The sequence below is a fragment of the Catellatospora coxensis genome (assembly GCF_016862635.1).
Lineage (GTDB): Bacteria > Actinomycetota > Actinomycetes > Mycobacteriales > Micromonosporaceae > Catellatospora > Catellatospora coxensis.
Genome location: NZ_BONI01000012.1, coordinates 66,722 through 82,390 on the forward strand (window position 1 = coordinate 66,722; position 15,669 = coordinate 82,390).

13 protein-coding genes and 2 pseudogenes are annotated in these 15,669 nt (G+C 72.8%); 7 read left to right on the top strand and 8 right to left on the bottom strand.

Features of this window, described 5'->3' with window-relative positions; genetic code table 11:
- Positions 1-104 precede the first annotated feature (104 nt).
- From Cco03nite_RS09590 to Cco03nite_RS09600, 3 genes are all read left to right on the top strand, one after another.
- Positions 105-1,130: a GNAT family N-acetyltransferase gene (locus Cco03nite_RS09590; RefSeq protein ID WP_239167248.1), complete on the top strand. Its 1,026-nt coding sequence runs from the start codon at positions 105-107 to the stop codon at positions 1,128-1,130.
- Between the two features lie 4 nt (positions 1,131-1,134).
- The gene (locus Cco03nite_RS09595; RefSeq protein ID WP_203691268.1) at positions 1,135-1,368 is read left to right on the top strand and encodes an FmdB family zinc ribbon protein; all 234 of its coding nucleotides are present in this window, start codon (positions 1,135-1,137) and stop codon (positions 1,366-1,368) included.
- Positions 1,369-1,772: 404 nt separating this feature from the next.
- Complete coding sequence (locus tag Cco03nite_RS09600; RefSeq protein ID WP_203691270.1) at positions 1,773-2,261, top strand: helix-turn-helix domain-containing protein; 489 nt, start codon at positions 1,773-1,775, stop codon at positions 2,259-2,261.
- Here Cco03nite_RS09600 and hemB read toward each other — a convergent pair.
- The 8 genes and pseudogenes from hemB to Cco03nite_RS09640 all read right to left on the bottom strand — a co-directional run bounded on the left by hemB (position 2,258) and on the right by Cco03nite_RS09640 (position 10,948).
- A complete protein-coding gene (gene hemB, locus Cco03nite_RS09605) occupies positions 2,258-3,241 on the bottom strand; it encodes a porphobilinogen synthase (RefSeq protein WP_203691272.1) in 984 nt (327 codons plus the stop codon). The genes Cco03nite_RS09600 and hemB overlap by 4 nt on opposite strands.
- A 94-nt stretch (positions 3,242-3,335) precedes the next feature.
- The gene (locus Cco03nite_RS09610) at positions 3,336-4,916 is read right to left on the bottom strand and encodes a bifunctional uroporphyrinogen-III C-methyltransferase/uroporphyrinogen-III synthase (protein ID WP_203691274.1); all 1,581 of its coding nucleotides are present in this window, start codon (positions 4,914-4,916) and stop codon (positions 3,336-3,338) included.
- Positions 4,913-5,833 (bottom strand): hydroxymethylbilane synthase, encoded by a 921-nt coding sequence (gene hemC / locus Cco03nite_RS09615; RefSeq protein ID WP_203691280.1) that lies wholly within the window; start codon positions 5,831-5,833, stop codon positions 4,913-4,915. Before hemC ends, Cco03nite_RS09610 begins: the two co-directional genes overlap by 4 nt.
- Positions 5,833-7,167: a glutamyl-tRNA reductase gene (locus tag Cco03nite_RS09620; RefSeq protein ID WP_203691281.1), complete on the bottom strand. Its 1,335-nt coding sequence runs from the start codon at positions 7,165-7,167 to the stop codon at positions 5,833-5,835. The genes hemC and Cco03nite_RS09620 overlap by 1 nt, the downstream gene beginning before the upstream one ends.
- Positions 7,168-7,363: 196 nt before the next feature.
- Positions 7,364-8,075: pseudogene (locus Cco03nite_RS09625) on the bottom strand (redox-sensing transcriptional repressor Rex); the annotation flags it as partial.
- A gap of 395 nt (positions 8,076-8,470) precedes the next feature.
- Complete coding sequence (locus Cco03nite_RS09630) at positions 8,471-9,127, bottom strand: HAD family hydrolase (RefSeq protein WP_203691283.1); 657 nt, start codon at positions 9,125-9,127, stop codon at positions 8,471-8,473.
- 54 nt (positions 9,128-9,181) lie between these two features.
- Positions 9,182-9,406 carry a glutaredoxin family protein gene (locus Cco03nite_RS09635; protein WP_203691285.1) on the bottom strand — a complete coding sequence of 75 codons (225 nt, stop codon included), beginning with the start codon at positions 9,404-9,406 and terminating at the stop codon, positions 9,182-9,184.
- 33 nt (positions 9,407-9,439) lie between these two features.
- A complete protein-coding gene (locus Cco03nite_RS09640) occupies positions 9,440-10,948 on the bottom strand; it encodes an AMP-binding protein (protein WP_203691287.1) in 1,509 nt (502 codons plus the stop codon).
- Between the two features lie 543 nt (positions 10,949-11,491).
- Here Cco03nite_RS09640 and Cco03nite_RS09645 point away from each other — a divergent pair.
- The 4 genes and pseudogenes from Cco03nite_RS09645 (at position 11,492) to Cco03nite_RS09660 (ending at position 15,668) form a co-directional block, all read left to right on the top strand.
- Complete coding sequence (locus tag Cco03nite_RS09645; protein WP_373314223.1) at positions 11,492-12,301, top strand: ECF subfamily RNA polymerase sigma factor, BldN family; 810 nt, start codon at positions 11,492-11,494, stop codon at positions 12,299-12,301.
- 142 nt (positions 12,302-12,443) lie between these two features.
- Positions 12,444-13,283 (top strand): annotated as a pseudogene (locus Cco03nite_RS09650) (DUF5667 domain-containing protein); the annotation flags it as partial.
- Positions 13,284-13,689: 406 nt separating this feature from the next.
- The gene (locus tag Cco03nite_RS09655) at positions 13,690-14,520 is read left to right on the top strand and encodes an HAD family hydrolase (RefSeq protein WP_203691339.1); all 831 of its coding nucleotides are present in this window, start codon (positions 13,690-13,692) and stop codon (positions 14,518-14,520) included.
- Complete coding sequence (locus tag Cco03nite_RS09660; RefSeq protein WP_203691292.1) at positions 14,517-15,668, top strand: hypothetical protein; 1,152 nt, start codon at positions 14,517-14,519, stop codon at positions 15,666-15,668. Before Cco03nite_RS09655 ends, Cco03nite_RS09660 begins: the two co-directional genes overlap by 4 nt.
- Position 15,669: the final 1 nt, after the last annotated feature.

The following is a 15,669-nucleotide window of genomic DNA, read 5'->3' on the forward strand; positions in this document are numbered from 1 at the left end:
GTCCGCCACCGCCTACGTCATTGAACGCCACTCAGAGTAATGGTTTGCATACGATGACAGGTGGGACCCTTCCGTTTCGGGGGCGCAGTGTGCAAGCTGGACAAGTGAAGGTGCGCGAATGGGATCCCCGTACCGCCGCCGCCACTGAGATCACCTCTCTGGTCGCACTCCTCAACGAGGTGTCCGCGGTCGACCTACCTGATGATCCGCTGTGGCAAGACGGCAGGATGCGCGACTACCTGGCGGTCACCATGCCCGGTGAACGCAAGATGATGTGGCTGGTCGAGGAGAACGAGGGCGACGCCGCGCGCGGCGTGGCCCCGCTGGGCGCCGGGAGCATCATCCTGCTGGGCGACATCGGCGTCGTCGAGATCCTCGTCCACCCCAAGGCACGCCGCCAGGCCATCGGCCGCGCGCTGCTGACCGAGCAGGTGCGGGTCGCCCTGCGCAAGGGTTTCACCACGCTGGGCGTCGAGGTGGCCGGCGGCACGTCCGCGGTCGACTTCTACCAGGCGTACGGCTTCACCCTGGCGTTCACCGAGATCCGCAGCGTGCTGCGGCTCGACACGGTCGACTGGTTCTCCCTCGGCGACATGGCCGCCGGCGTCGGCGCGGGCTACCAGATCGAGTTCTACGCCGACGGCCCGCCCGAGCACCTGATCGCGCCGTACGCGGCTGCCAAGGCCGAGGTGCGCGACGACTACGACCTCGGCGACCTGGAGCTGCGCCCGAGCTCCTACGAGCCGGAGCGGCTGCTCGCCAGCCTGCGCACCCTGGCCGCCCGGGGCCTGCAGCTCTACGTCGTGGTCGCCGTGCAGGAGAAGACGGGCGAGGTCGCCGGCCTGACCGAGGTCGTGGTGCCGGCCCAGCGCCCCGGCCGCGCCGACCAGTACGACACCGTCGTCGTGCCGCGCCACCGCGGCTACGGCGTGGGCCGCGCCATCAAGGCCCGGATGCTGTTCGAGCTGCGCTCGGCCGAGCCGAACCTGACCGAGGTGCAGACCTGGAACGCCGCGGTCAACGAACCCCTCATCAAGGTCAACCAGGAGCTCGGCTTCGTCGCCGACCGCCAGTGGCTGGAGTACGAGGGCGACGTCGTGGAACTGGCCGCCAACCTCCGCATAAGCTGATCCGATGCCACGCTACGACTTCCGCTGCCGCGCCTGCGGCGACACGTTCGAGGTGAACCGGCCGATGGCGGCCGCGGCTGACCCCGCGCCCTGCCCGGCCGGCCACGACGACACCGTGAAGCTGCTGACCACCGTGGGCCTCGCCGGCCGCGGCGGCGCCGTCCCCGCGCCCTCCGGTGGCGGTGGCGGTGGCGGTGGCGGTGGCGGTGGTTGCTGCGGCGGCGGCTGCTGCAGCTGACCCGTCCCGCGCCGTCGGGCTCGCCCTCGCCCTCGCCCTAGCCGGGGCACGATCGCCGTCTGCGGACACAACGTGAGGTCGCACCACACTTCGTGACATGAAACGGCGATCACGTGCCCGTTTCGCTGCCGCCGCCCAGGTCAGGAACACGCGCCGAACGCATTTGCTCTGCACCCATTTGCTTGCTCTGCACCCACATACGCAACGGGTGGTGACCTTCCGACTGTTGCGCCGATGGGTGCAGAGCAAGGCTTTGGGTGCAGAGCAAATGCGTTCGGCGGGTACATATGAGCTGGGCGGATGAGGAGACGCCGAACCGCCGGTTATCCACAGGGCCGGTGGTTGTCCACAGGTTCGGGGAGCGGTGGTTGCAAGTCCGGGGGCCGGCGGTGAGGCTGGCGGGTATGCCACGTCCTCGCAAGGAGAGCCTGCCCGGCGAGCCGTTCCCCGTCGTGGGGCTGATCCGGGCCGCCCGCCGCCGTGCCGATCTCAGCCAGCGTGAGCTGGCCAAGGGCGCCGGACTGCACGCGTCGACGGTGGGCCGGATCGAGGCCGGCGAGCTGTGGCCGAGCCTGATCGCCTTCCGGAAGATCATGGGGGCGGCGGGTTACTACCTCACCGTGGTCGACGACGACGGGCACGTGCTGATGCCGATGAGCGAACGGCGTGATCAGGAGCTGCGCGACGGCGCCGAACGCCGCTATCCCTCACACCTGGATCTGATCCTCGACCCGCGGCCGGGCGAATGGTGGGCGGATCAGTACGGCCTGGCCCGGCCGCCGGAGACGTTCCTGCGCGACCGGGCACGGCGCGACGCGCAGCGGCGGCGCAGCCAGTGGGAGGTCCGGGTGAAGAAGTACCGCAACGACCCGGAGCCGCCCGAGGTGTACTAGTAGTCGGCGCGCAGGCGGCGGGCGGCGTCGGTGGCCCAGTAGGTCAGGATCAGCTGGGCGCCGGCGCGGCGGATGGAGTGCAGGGTCTCCATCATCACCCGGTCGCGGTCGATCCAGCCGTTGGCGGCGGCCGCCTCGACCATCGCGTACTCGCCGCTGACCTGGTAGGCCGCGACCGGCACGTCGACCATGTCGCGGACCGCGGCGACCACGTCGAGGTAGGGCAGCGCGGGCTTGACCATGACGATGTCGGCGCCCTCGGCGACGTCCAGCGCGACCTCGCGCAGCGACTCCCGCAGGTTCGCCGGGTCCTGCTGGTAGGTGCGCCGGTCGCCGTCCAGCGAAGACTCGACCGCGTCGCGGAACGGGCCGTAGAACGCGGAGGCGTACTTGGCCGCGTACGCCAGGATCGTGGTGTCGCGGTAGCCGGCCTCGTCCAGGGCCCGGCGGACCACGGCGACCTGGCCGTCCATCATCCCGGAGGGGCCGACCACGTGCACGCCGGCGGCGGCCTGGGCCACCGCCATGCGGGCGTACGCCGCCAGGGTCGCGTCGTTGTCGACGGAGCCGTCGGGGCGCACCAGGCCGCAGTGGCCGTGCGAGGTGAACTCGTCCAGGCACAGGTCGCTCATCACCACGACGCTGTCGCCGACCTCGGCGACCACGTCGCGGATCGCGACGTTGAGGATGCCGTTCGGGTCGATGCCGCCGGAGCCGACGGCGTCCTTCTCGGCCGGGATGCCGAACAGCATGACCCCGCCGATGCCGGCCTGGGCCGCCTCGGCGACCGCCTTGCGCAGCGACTCGCGCGAGTGCTGGAGCACGCCGGGCAGCGACTTCACGGGGCGGGGCTCGGCGAGGCCCTCCTTCACGAACAGCGGCAGGATCAGCTCGGCCGGGTGCAGCCGGGTCTCGCTGACCATCCGCCGCATCGCCGCGGTGGTGCGCAGCCGTCGCGGCCGCACGTTCGGGAAGGACATCACGCACTCCCTGCTTTCCTGTGACCGGGGTGTCCCCGACGCTGCCTATAACGACGTCGGGGACACTTCGATCACGCGGTGGTCCGCCGCGGGCTCAGCGGAAGCGCAGGGCCGTGGGGCCCTGGACCTTTGAACCGCGGCGCTGCTTGGCGGGCATCGCGGCAAGCCGCTCGCGCAGCTCGACGGCGTACATCGCGAGCGCCTCGACCAGGTCGGGGACGGACGCGTGCTCGGGCTGCACGTCGACGCGCAGACCGAACTCCAGTGCGGTCTCGGCCGTCTTCGGGCCGATCACCGAGACCACCGTACGCTGGTGCGGTTTGCCGGCGATACCGACGAGATTGCGGACTGTGGAGCTTGACGTGAAGAGCACCGCGTCGAAACCACCCGACTTGATGGCGTTGCGGATCTCCTCCGGCGGCGGCGCGGCGCGCACGGTCCGGTAGGCGGTGACGTCGTCGACCTCCCAGCCGCGCTCGGTGAGCCCGGCGGCGAGCGTCTCGGTAGCGATGTCGGCGCGGGGCAGCAGCACCCGGCCCACCGGGTCGAAGATCTCGTCGTACGGCGCGAACTCGGCGAGCAGGCCCTCGCTGGACTGGTCGCCCGCGGGCACCAGCTCGGGCTGGATGCCGAAGGAGCGGACCGCCTCGGCGGTCGCCTCGCCGATGCAGGCGATCTTGACGCCGCCGAAGTGGCGGGCGTCGAGGCCGTGCTCGCCGAACTTCTCCCACACCGCGCGCACCGCGTTGGCGCTGGTGAAGATCACCCACGCGTACCGGCCGTCGACCAGGCCCTTGATCGCCCGCTCCATCTGGGCCGGGGTCCGGGGCGGCTCGACCGCGATCGTCGGCACCTCGCACGGGATCGCCCCGTACGCCCGCAGCCGCGCGCTCATCACGCCCGCCTGCTCCTTGGTGCGCGGCACCAGCACGCGCCAGCCGTACAGCGGCCGCCGCTCCCACCAGCCGAGCTTGTCCAGGTGCTGGACGCCGCCGCCGACGGTCACCACGACCCGGCCGGAGAAGCCCAGCGCGGCGGCGACGAAGCTGTCCACCGACGAGGTGGTGGTGTACTGCGTGTCCCCGGTGCCGTCGCCGGTGATCGCCACCGGGGCGGTGCCGTCGACGCCCGCGGCCAGCAGGCCGTCGCGCACCGAGGCGAGGTCGCCGGCGTCCACGGCCAGCGCGACCGAGCCGTGCCGCACCGCGGCGGCCAGCCCGTCGAAGTCGAGCGTGGTGACGTCGTCGACGTCGGCGGCGGTGCGTACGCCGGTCAGCGGCACGCCCGCATAGGTCGCCACACCGGCGGCCTGGGGCACGCCGGGCACGACGGCGAAGCGCACGTTGGTCCGGGCGACGGCCTGGACCTCCTTGACCACGGCGTCGTGGCCGAACGGGTCACCGGTCACCAGGTGCACCGCGTTGCGCCCCGAACGCGCCTCGGACAGCAGCACCTTGGCCACGTCCCCGGGCACGCCCTCGGCGGGGCTGTATTCGGTCAGGTCGCCGGTCTCGGCCTTGAGCGTGTCGAGCAGCGCGTCGGGCACGCTGCGGTCGTACACGATGTGGTCGGCTTCGAGCAGCGTGTCGTACGCGCGGCGGGTGAGCAGTCCCGGGTCGCCGGGTCCAGCCCCGACGAACGCGACGTGCCCGGCGGGCTTACGGGTGCGGGTCATTCTGCACTCCCAAGTACATTCTCGGCACCGTCTTCGAGCAGGTCGGCGGCCAGGGCCCGCCCGATCTGCTCGGCATCGGCGAGCGTTCCGGTGCGCGACAGCCGGAGGGCGAACCGCCCGTCCACGCTGATCACCGCACCGCGCAGGTAGATCTCGTCGTCTTCGGTTGTCTCGGCCAGCGCGGCGACGGGTGCGCTGCACCCTGCCTCCAGCGCGGCCAGCAGCGCCCGCTCGGCGGTGACCGCCGCACGGGTCGCCCGGTGGTCGAGAGCCGCGAGGGCCTCGACCAGGTCGGCATCTGCGGACCGGCACTCGACGGCCAGCGCGCCCTGGGCGGGCGCGGGCAGCATCAGCATCGGGTCCAGGATCTCGGTGACCTCACCGGCGCGGCCCAGCCGGGCCAGGCCGGCGCGGGCCAGCACGACCGCGTCCAGCTCGCCGTCGGCGACCTTGCGCAGCCGGGTGTCCACGTTGCCGCGGATCGGCACGGTGGTGACGGGCAGGCCCAGCGCGTTGATCTGCGCGATACGGCGCAGCGCGCCGGTGCCGATGACGGCGCCGGCGGGCAGCTCGGCCAGGGTCAGCCCGTCCCGGGCGATCAGGGCGTCGCGCGGGTCGGCCCGCTCGGGCACGGCCGCGATGGCCAGGCCGTCGGCGGGCGCGGTGGGCAGGTCCTTGTACGAGTGCACCGCGAAGTCGATCTCCTTCGCGGACAGCGCGTCACGCAGCGCGGACACGAACACGCCCACGCCGAGCTGCTGCACGGGCGCGGACGAGCGGTCGCCCGCCGTCGCGATCTCCACGAGCTCGACCGGCAGCCCGGTCGCCGCGGTGACCATGTCGGCCACGGTCTGCGACTGCGCCATCGCCAGGGCGCTGCCTCGCGTACCCAGCCGGAGCACTCCTGAGCGGCTCATCAGGCACCCCCCTTCAAATCTGGCACGTCGGCCACCGTCGTGTGGTCCGGCGATCCGGGGATCACCGACAGGTCGAACAGGTCGCGCAGCAGGCTGGCGTACGCCTCCCCGCCGGGCTCGGCGGCCAGCTGGCGCACCCGCACGGTGGGCTGGTGCAGCAGCCGCTGCACGATCCGGTGCACGGTGTGCGCCACGTCGGCGCGCTGCTCGTCGGTCAGGTCGGTGCGGCGCTGGGCGAGGCGGCGCAGCTCGGCGCTGACCACGTCCTCGGCCCGGGCCCGCAGCGCGGCGACCGTCGGCGCCACCTCGGCGCCGCGCAGCCAGCTCGCGTACGAGTCGACCTCGCCGGCGACGATCTGCTCCACGGCCGCGACCTCGCGGTCCGCGGACGAGCGGGGGCAGACCGGCGCGCCGGACGTGGCCGGGTCGAGCACGGTGCCCAGGCGCGCGACGTCGACGAGTCGCACCCCGGGAAGCTCGGCGACGGCCGGCTCGACATCGCGCGGCATCGCCAGATCGATGATAGTCAGGATCTTGGCGGACCCGGTGCGCGCCGCACCGACATTGCCCGTGGTGAGCACGTGGCCGGTCGAGGCGGTCGCGGTGATCACGACATCGGCGTCGACCAGCAGCTCGGGCAGGCGCTCCATGGGGGCGGCGGTGGCACCGTACGCGTCGGCGAGCCGCTGCGCGCGGTCCAGGCCGCGGTTGACCACGGTGACCGTGCCCGCGCCGCGGCGGGTCAGCTCGGCGACGGCCAGCGCGCCCATCGCCCCGGCCCCGACCACCAGCCAGCGGTGGCAGTCCGCGGAGTTCGCGACGGCGTGGTCCAGCGCGGCGCTGACCATGCTGCGCGGCGCGTGGTCGATGCCGGTCTCGGCGTGCGCCCGCTTGCCTACCCGCAGCGCCTGCTGCAGCAGCTCGTGCAGCACCTTGCCGGCCGCGTCGACCTCGGTTGCCTGCTGGTACGCCTCGCGGAGCTGGCCGAGGATCTGCGCCTCGCCGGCCACCATCGAGTCGAGCCCGGCGGCGACCCGGAAGACGTGGCGCACCGCGTCCTGGCCGTGGTGCACGTACAGGGTGCTCGCGAGCTGCTCGGCGGGCACGCCGGACAGCTCGGACAGCACCTCGCCGAGGTGGCTCAGGCCGGCGTGGAACGCGGGCACGGCCGCGTAGACCTCGACCCGGTTGCAGGTGGAGACCACGACCGCCTCGGCCAGCTCACCGCCGGCCAGCAGCCGGGGCAGCGCCTGCGGGCCTTCGACCAGCGACAGCTTCTCCAGCAGTTCCACCGGCGCGGTCCGGTACGACGCGCCGACCACGACGAGGTTCACGCGGCCACCTCTCCTCGTGCGGCCGGGCTGCCGTTCACGGCCCCGCCCGCCTCAGCGATCACCCGGGCCACCCGTCCCCGCCCGGCGGCGCGGGCCACCGGGCGGGCCGGTTCGGCCCCGTTGAGTGCCGCCGGGGCGGCAGGTGCTGCCTGGTCGCCGGCCAGGGCCACCGCCTTGGCCAGCTCGGCCCCGCGGGCCGACTTGCGGTGCTCGTGGAACGACAGGATCTGCAGCTCGACGGCGAGGTCGACCTTGCGGACGTCGACCTGCTCGGGAAGGTTGAGCACCACCGGGGCGAAGTTCAGGATGCTGGTGACCCCGGCCGCGACCAGCTGGTCGGCGACGGCCTGGGCGGCTCCGGCGGGGGTGGCCAGCACGGCGATGGAGATCGCCTCCGACTTGACCACCTCGGGGATGTCGCTGATGTGCCGCACGGCAAGCCCGTTGATCAGCTCGCCCACCCGGGTGAGGTCGGCGTCGAACAGCGCGGCGATGCGGAAGCCGCGGCTGGCGAACCCGGCGTAGCCGGCCAGCGCGTGACCGAGGTTGCCGACGCCGACCAGGGCGACGGCGCGGCGCTTGTTCAGGCCGAGGATGTACTCGATCTGGCCGACCAGGGGCTCGATGTCGTAACCGACGCCGCGGGTGCCGTACGAGCCGAGGTGGGAGAGGTCCTTGCGGAGCTTGGCCGAGTTGACCCCGGCGGCGGTGGCCAGGCCCTCACTGGAGACGGTGTCGTGCCCGGTCTCGGCGAGGTGATGCAGAGCACGCAGGTACTCGGGCAGGCGGGCCACGGTGGCCTCGGGCAGGTCCGGGAAATCCGGCTGGCTGCCCAGAGCTGCCGAGGGCGTGACCGCGCCGACACGGCCGGTGATACCGGCTTCGTGACCGGTGCGCTGCTGACTCATGAGACTCCGTGCCGAACAAGGCTTAGACCCCAGATCACATGGCCGAACGGCTCTGTGCTAGCGGGGAACGTCGAGGTAACAGACTAAGCGCTTGTGAACAGGTGCACAAATCGCGATCTTGAAAGCGCGCCCATCCGGGATCACGAATCGGCCAGAATGCCCCCGCGGCATGTGTGCTCCCACTCTGGCCCGACGCCGCTCCGCCCGTCACGGAGAGTCGCCGGAAAGGCGGTTCGCGACGGACGTCCGGATGGGCGCTGCTCCGCGATTATGTCGCAACTATGACAATCGCTCCCAGAACACGCCCGCTCGATTCAGCGCAAACACGCTCAAAGGGAGCCAATCACCCAAAGCACTGATCAGCGTCGCCGTCTCGCGGCTTCCAGAGACGAATGTCACGCCGCGAGCGCGATCGCCTCCAGCAGGCTGTCCGCGACCGGCACGCCGTACGCGCGCAGCTTGGCCGGGTCGGTGAAGCCGCCGGTGTAGAGCACGCAGCGCGCGCCGACCGACGCCGCCGCGTCGGCGTCGTCGATCGAGTCGCCGATCAGCACCACGTCCGCGCCCTCCAGGCACAGCTCGGCCAGGTGCCGCTTCAGGTGGCCCGCCTTGTGCGCCTGCTCGCCGCCCAGCCGCTCGCGCAGCCCGTCCACCCGGATGAAGTGCGACGTCAGCTCGTAGCGGGTGACCGTCGGCACCAGCTCCTCGTGGAACCACATGGACAGCAGCGACTGCGTCCCGGTCCACCCGCGCAGCGCGTCCACCGCGCCGGCCGCCAGCGCCAGCTCGGCCAGACCGGTGCGGTACGCGTCGTGGAACACCCGGTCCAGGTCGGCGAACTCCACCTCGGTGATCGTCCGGCCCAGCACCGAGCCGTAGTACTCGCTGATCGGGCGGCGGAAGTCGCGGCGGTGCTCGTCGGCGGTGACCTTGATCGACAGGCCCGGCGCGGCGGCCGCGAAGGCGGCGTTGGTGGAACTCACGACCAGGTGCAGGTCGTCGACGAGGGTGCCGTTCCAGTCCCAGACAAGGTGCTTCGCGCCGCGCTTCATCGCGCCAGATTACCCGCGTGACCGCTGCTCAGGGTGCCCGCCCCGGCCGCGGGATCAGGCCGCGAGATCGCGGCGCAGGCGCTGCTCCTCGACCCGCCAGTAGCCGTGCTCCCGGCCGTCCAGCACGATCACCGGGATGCGGTCGCCGTACTCGGCCTCCAGCTCCCGGTCGCCGGAGATGTCGACCTCCTCGAACGGCTCGCCGATGCGCTCCAGCACCGCCACCGCGTCCTCGCACAGGTGGCAGCCGGGCCGGGTGTACAGGGTCAGTCGCGTCACGGGCTCATTCTCCCAAGGAGCCGCATGACACAGTCACAGCAGGCCCTTGCGCACCTTGCCGATGATCGAGTACGGCAGGGTGTCGGCGAACTCGATCTCGCTCGGGCACTTGAACCTGGCCAGGTTGCGGGCGCAGTGCGCGGCCAGCTCCGCCGCGGTGACCTCGCCGCGCTGCGCGGGCACCACGACCGCGCGCACCTGCTGCCCGGTCATCGGATGCGGCGCGCCCAGCACGGCCGCCTGGGCCACGCCCGGGTGCGCCAGCAGCACCTGCTCGACCTCGGCCGGGTACACGTTGAAGCCGCTGACCAGGATCAGTTCCCCGAGCCGGTCGACCAGGAACAGGTCGCCGTCGCCGTCGGCGTACGCCACGTCGCGGGTGGGCCACCAGCCGTCGGCGTCCGGGCCGCCCCGGCCGTCGGGCCAGTACCCGGCGAACAGGTTCTCCCCGCGGGCCACCACCTCGCCGGGATCGGTGCCCGGCGAGTCGGGCACGTCGAGGTCGAGGTCGTCCTCCTCGGCCGCGCCGAGCGGCTCCCCGCCCCGCCACACGTCCTCCCCGGCCCGGTTCACCAGGCGCAGCTCGACCCCGGGCAGCGGCCGGCCGATGGAGCCCGGCTTGGCGGACGGGGCGGCGACGGTGGAGGCCAGCACCGGAGCGGTCTCGGTCAGCCCGTACCCGATCTGCACGGTGTGCCCGGTGAGCGCGGTGAAGCGCGCCGCGGCGGCCGGCTCGAGCGCGGCCGCGCCGCACACCGCCAGCCGCACCGAGCGCAGCCGCTCGCCGACGTCCGGCACGGCGCTCCAGGCCAGGAACATCGGCGGCACGCCGACCAGCACGCTGACGGCGTGCTCGGCGATCAGCGCGGCGGACCCGGCGGGGTCGAAGTCGGCGAGCAGCACGCCCGCCGCGCCGTGGAACAGCACCGAGCCCAGGCCGGTGTTGAGCCCGTACGCGTGGAACAGCGGCAGCGCCAGCAGCACCGTGTCGGCCGGGCCGACCAGCGGCGGCTCCACGGCGGCCAGCTGCCGGTGGTTGGCCAGCAGCGCCGTGTGCGGCAGCATCGCGCCCTTGGGCACGCCCTCGGTGCCCGAGGTGTAGAGCAGCAGCGCCAGGCCCTCACCGGGGTCCTCGGCGGGTGCCGCGCCCTGCTCCGCCGGCAGCGCGGCCAACGGGTGTGTCACCGCGTCGGCCACCCCGGCCAGCAGTTCGGGCGGCGCGACCAGCACCTGCGCCCCGCTGTCGGCCAGCACGTGGCGCAGCTCGCGCGGGGTGAAGCCGGGGTTGCAGGGCACCGCGACCAGCCCGGCCCGCAGCACGGCGAGCAGGGTGACGGGGAAGTCGAGGCCGTTGGGCAGGGCGATCGCGACACGCGCGGGATGTCCGGCGGAGGCGGGCAGGGCCAGCGCGTGCAGGCCGCGGGCCGCGGCGTCCACCCGCGCGTCCCATTGCGCCCAGGTCAGGCTGTCCTCGCCCGCGCGCAGCGCGATGCGGTCCGGGGTCGCGGCGGCGTGCTGGCGCAGCAGTGTGGCGAGGTTCACGGAGGCTGAGTTTTCCACAGCGCGGCCCGCGCGCCCACCCCTCGTGTTCACCGCCCTGACACGACGCTGTCACAGGCACGACAAGCACATCACCCAGCCGGGTGAGCAGCCCTCGAAACTTTCGGTCAGTACCCGGACCAGCGCACAACGTGTGCGACTACCCCTACGGGGGGCGGTGCAACATTTCGGTCCGGCGTGTAACTGACTCCACACCGCTGGGTGAGTTGGGGCCTTTATAGTCCTCAGGGTCGGCTCACCCTTTTTGCCATGAGACGACACCCCTCAGCCAGAGGAGGCCTTTGTGCCGTTTATCGCACCGAACGAGTACCTCATGGGTGTTCAGCGGCTTATGGTGGAGATTGCCCGGTACACCGGAGGTCGCACGCGTCCTCCGCAGCACCGGGGCGGATCGGTCTGGGGGCACGCGGAGGTGGCGGGATGAGTTCTGTGTTGTTCGGCGATGATGTGGTCACCAGCGAGGTGGCGGCGGCCCGCCGGGCCCTGGTCGACGGCCTGACGCTGCTCCGTACTTCGCTCAACGACATGCTGGCCACAGCGGTACGTGGCGACGGCGGCACGCAGCGGATCCGTACCCGGCAGAGCAACGACGCCGCGGTCCGCCACCAGCCCCCGGGCACCAAACCCGTGGGCGGACGGGTCAACGGGCGCAGCGCCCCCACCCAGGCCGGCGGCTCCGCCGTCGAGAGCGGCGAGACCCAGGTCCTGCCGTCCGTCGAGGAGGGCGGCTCCGGCGGCACCGGCTACCCGGACCGGCCCGATCCCAGTGACGCCGCGCACGAGGTGTGGACGCTGGTCGAGCGGGCCCAGCAGGGCGACGCCGAGGCGTTCGGGCTCATCTACGACCGGTACGTCGACACGGTGTTCCGGTTCATCTACTTCCGGGTCGGCAACCGCCCGCTGGCCGAGGACCTGACCTCGGACACCTTCCTGCGCGCGCTCAAGCGCATCAGCAGCTTCACCTGGCAGGGCCGCGACCTGGGCGCGTGGCTGGTCACCATCGCCCGCAACCTGGTCGCCGACCACTTCAAGTCCGGCCGGTACCGGCTGGAGGTCACCACCGGCGACGTGCTCGACGCCGACCGCGAGGACCGCGGCCCCGAGGGCAGCCCCGAGACGGCCGTGGTGGACCACATCACCAACGTGGCGCTGCTGACGGCGGTCAAGCAGCTCAACCCCGAGCAGCAGGAATGCATCGTGCTGCGGTTCCTCCAGGGCTTCTCGGTGGCGGAGACCGCGCAGGCGATGGGCAAGAACGAGGGCGCGATCAAGGCTCTCCAGTACCGCGCCGTACGTGCCCTCGCCCGCCTCCTGCCCGAGGGGTTCCAACCGTGAATGTGACTCACCTCACTCCGGGTGACCCGTCACCCTCGGCGGCCGTAACTGATCGTGCCCTGGTCCCGTTTGACCGAGTGCGAGCGGCATTCTCAGCGTTCGCCGTAACCATCACCGCGATCAGCGAAGGGGGGTGCCCGCGGTGAACAACATTTCCCTGTTCGATCGTGGGCGTGCCGAGCGCTTCGCCCAGTTGCTCGACGAGGCCAACGGCGGCCGCCGTCACCACACCCGGTCCCGCCTCGACGGCCAGCTCACCGAGCTGGTCACCGTCGGGCAGCAGCTGCGCACCGTGGCCCTGCCCGGCGCACCCGAGGCCAACTTCAAACGGGATCTGCGCGCTCAGCTGATCGCCACCGCGGAACGCGAGGGCATCGGCGTGACCGCCCGGACCGACGTCGAGGACCAGCGCGCGGCAGCGCCCTGGACGGCGCGCACCCCCGGCCGGGCCCGTGCCCGCGGGGCGATCGTCATCGGCATCGCCGCGGGCACGCTGGCACTGTCCGGCGTGTCGGTGGCCAGCGGTGAGGCGATCCCCGGCGACGCCCTCTACGGCGTCAAGCGGCAGACCGAGAAGGCGCAGCTCGCGCTGGCCGGCTCGGACCTGTCCCGTGGCCGGCTCTACCTCGAGTTCGCCCGCACCCGCCTGTCGGAGGCGCACGCCGTACGCACCGACGCCACCGGGTTCAAGGCCGCGCTCGGCGACATGGACAGCGACACCACGCAGGGCATCCGGATGCTGATCACGTCCGCCATCGCGCGGCGCGACACCTCCGCCCTGGACGCGGTCGACCGTTTCGTCGCCGACCAGCGCATGCTCGTCGGGCAGCTGCTCGACAGCGGCACCGACCGGGAGAAGGTCACCGGCTCGCTGTCGCTGCTGGACCGGATCGAGAAGCGCTCCGCCGCGGCCCGCACGGCGCTGGCCTGCGGCGCGGGCTCCAACGGCAGCGACAAGCTCGGTTCCGTGCCGGGGGCGTGCGCCAACGCGGTCACCCAGCCCTCGCGGCCGGAGCAGCAGCCGCAGCCGGCGGAGACCAAGGAGAACGCCAAGCCGGGCGGCAACGGCGGCCCCGCCGCGCCGCAGGCGTCGGCGAGCCCGGCCGTCTCGGCGTCGCCCGCGGCACCCGACGGCGAGACCGAACAGGCGCAGGACGACGGCCTGCTCGACGAACTGGGACGGATCCTCGGCGGCCTGCTCGGCTAGCCAGGACGCAAGGCAACACGGGGGCGCGGCGCCGGGAACGGCGTCGCGCCCCTACTGCGTGCGGCGGCCTGCGGCGCATACGCTCTAGCGGTCGCGCGCACCGCGTTCCCCGCAGAAGGAGGGCCCGATGGCACCCCGTCGCAGTCCGGCGCAGCCGACCGCCGCCACGGCCGGGCCGCTGATGCCCCCGGCCATCGTGCCGATGCCCCTGACCGAGCCGGCCGCCCCCGTCGCCGACCGCACCGGGGCCGCGTTCTTCGACGTCGACAACACGATGATGCAGGGCGCCTCGCTGTACTACTTCGCCCGCGGCCTGGCGTCCCGGCGCTACTTCACCACCATCGACCTGGCCAGGTTCGCCATCAGCCAGGCGAAGTTCCGCCTGCTGGCCGCCGAGCACTCCGGCGACATCGCGCAGGCCCGCGAGGCGGCGCTCGCCTTCATCGAGGGCTGGCAGGTCGACGACGTGCAGCGGCTCAGCGAGGAGATCTTCGACGAGCTGATGGCCGACCGGATCTGGTCCGGCACCCGCGCGCTCGCCGACCAGCACCTCGCCGCCGGCCAGCGAGTCTGGCTGGTCACCGCGGCCCCCGTCGAGCTGGGCCGGGTCATCGCGGCCAGGCTCGGCCTCACCGGCGCGCTGGGCACGGTCGCGGAGATCCGCGACGGGGCGTACACCGGCCGTCTGGTCGGCGAGATGATGCACGGCCCCGCCAAGGCGCACGCCATCGAGGCGCTGGCCGCCGCCGAAGGGCTGGACCTGACCCGGTGCACCGCGTACAGCGACTCGATCAACGACGTGCCGATGCTGACCAGCGTCGGTCGCGCGGTCGCCGTCAACCCCGACAGCGCGCTGCGCCGGATGGCCCGCGCCCAGGGCTGGGACATCCGCGACTTCCGCTCGGGCCGCAAGGCCGCCAAGGTCGCCGTGCCCGTCGCGCTGGGCGCGGGCGTGCTGGCCGGCGCGGTCGCGGGCGGCGTCGCGCTGAGCCGCCGCCGGAAGAAGACGTGACGCTGCTCGGACGGCGCGGCACCCCACCGCCGGACGACCTCGCACCGCCCGGACTGCACCGGCACCCCGGCACCCTCCCGCTGCCCCGTGCCGTCGCGCTGCTGCTGGCCCTGGGCGCGGCGGGTCTCATGCTCGCGCTGAGCCCACGGCAGCCTCCCCCGCTCCGCTCGGCCGAACCCGCGCTCGCCGAGGCGTATCCGGGCACCGTCGTGCAGGACACCCCCGGCACGCTGGCCGACGGATCGGTGTACAGCCCGCTCTACTTCCTCAGCGCGACCGGCTCCGTCGGCACGGCGCTCTCCCCCACCGGCGACGATCTGCGCCTGCTGCTGCGCGACGGGGACGTCGAACGCGAGCTGCGCCGCATGCCCAAGGACAGCGCCGCCGAGTTCGCCGGGTTCACCAGCGACGGCACGGTGCTGGCCTGGATCGAGCTGAGCAGCGACGCCGACGGCGCGGGCCGCAGCGGCATCTGGACGGTCCCGCTCGCCGAGGGCGCGCCGCGCCTGCTCACCGAGGACACGGGCATCGTGATGCTCTTCGACAAGCAGGGCGACCTGGCCCTGCACGACGGGCAGCTGAGCTGGATGGCCGACGTCGGCAAGCCCGGCGTCTCCGCGATCCACACGGTGCCGCTGGCCGGCGGCCGGCCCGTGGTGCGGGAGATGACCGGCGGGTACGCCATCAGCGCCTGGCCGTGGCTGGTCAGCGAGCCGGTCGCCGACGCGGGCTCGATCGAGCTGAGCAACCCGCAGACGGCCGAGCGTGTCCTGGTCGGCGTGCAGAGCGGCGAGCTGATGACCTGCTCGGTGACCTGGTGCCGGTCACTGATCATCGGCAGCACCGAGGCGTCCACCGTCATCGAGCTGCTACGCCCGGACGGCTCCGACCGCGTACGCACGGTCACCGGCGCGGTCTCCTCGGCCATCGCCGACGTCGCCGTCCTGGACCGCTTCGAGGTCTACACCCGCTCCACCCAGGGCCTGACCACCACCCGCGTGATGCTCTACGACCTGAAGACCCGCAGCCTGTCCCTCGTCACCCCGAACGCGGGCCGCATCGCCTGCCGCGGCGGCGTCCTCTGGTGGTCCACCGGCGACAACGAAACCCTCACCTGGCACGCCCTAGACCTCCGCAAGCTCCCCTGAC

Excerpts from the sequence above, each read along its gene's own strand:
- Cco03nite_RS09595 (WP_203691268.1), top strand. The coding sequence starts at position 1,135 with ATGCCACGCTACGACTTCCGCTGCCGCGCCTGCGGCGACACGTTCGAG.
- Cco03nite_RS09600 (WP_203691270.1), top strand. The coding sequence starts at position 1,773 with ATGCCACGTCCTCGCAAGGAGAGCCTGCCCGGCGAGCCGTTCCCCGTC.
- hemB (WP_203691272.1), bottom strand. The coding sequence starts at position 3,241 with ATGTCCTTCCCGAACGTGCGGCCGCGACGGCTGCGCACCACCGCGGCG.
- Cco03nite_RS09610 (WP_203691274.1), bottom strand. The coding sequence starts at position 4,916 with ATGACCCGCACCCGTAAGCCCGCCGGGCACGTCGCGTTCGTCGGGGCT.
- hemC (WP_203691280.1), bottom strand. The coding sequence starts at position 5,833 with ATGAGCCGCTCAGGAGTGCTCCGGCTGGGTACGCGAGGCAGCGCCCTG.
- Cco03nite_RS09630 (WP_203691283.1), bottom strand. The coding sequence starts at position 9,127 with ATGAAGCGCGGCGCGAAGCACCTTGTCTGGGACTGGAACGGCACCCTC.
- Cco03nite_RS09645 (WP_373314223.1), top strand. The coding sequence starts at position 11,492 with ATGCTGGCCACAGCGGTACGTGGCGACGGCGGCACGCAGCGGATCCGT.
- Cco03nite_RS09655 (WP_203691339.1), top strand. The coding sequence starts at position 13,690 with ATGCCCCCGGCCATCGTGCCGATGCCCCTGACCGAGCCGGCCGCCCCC.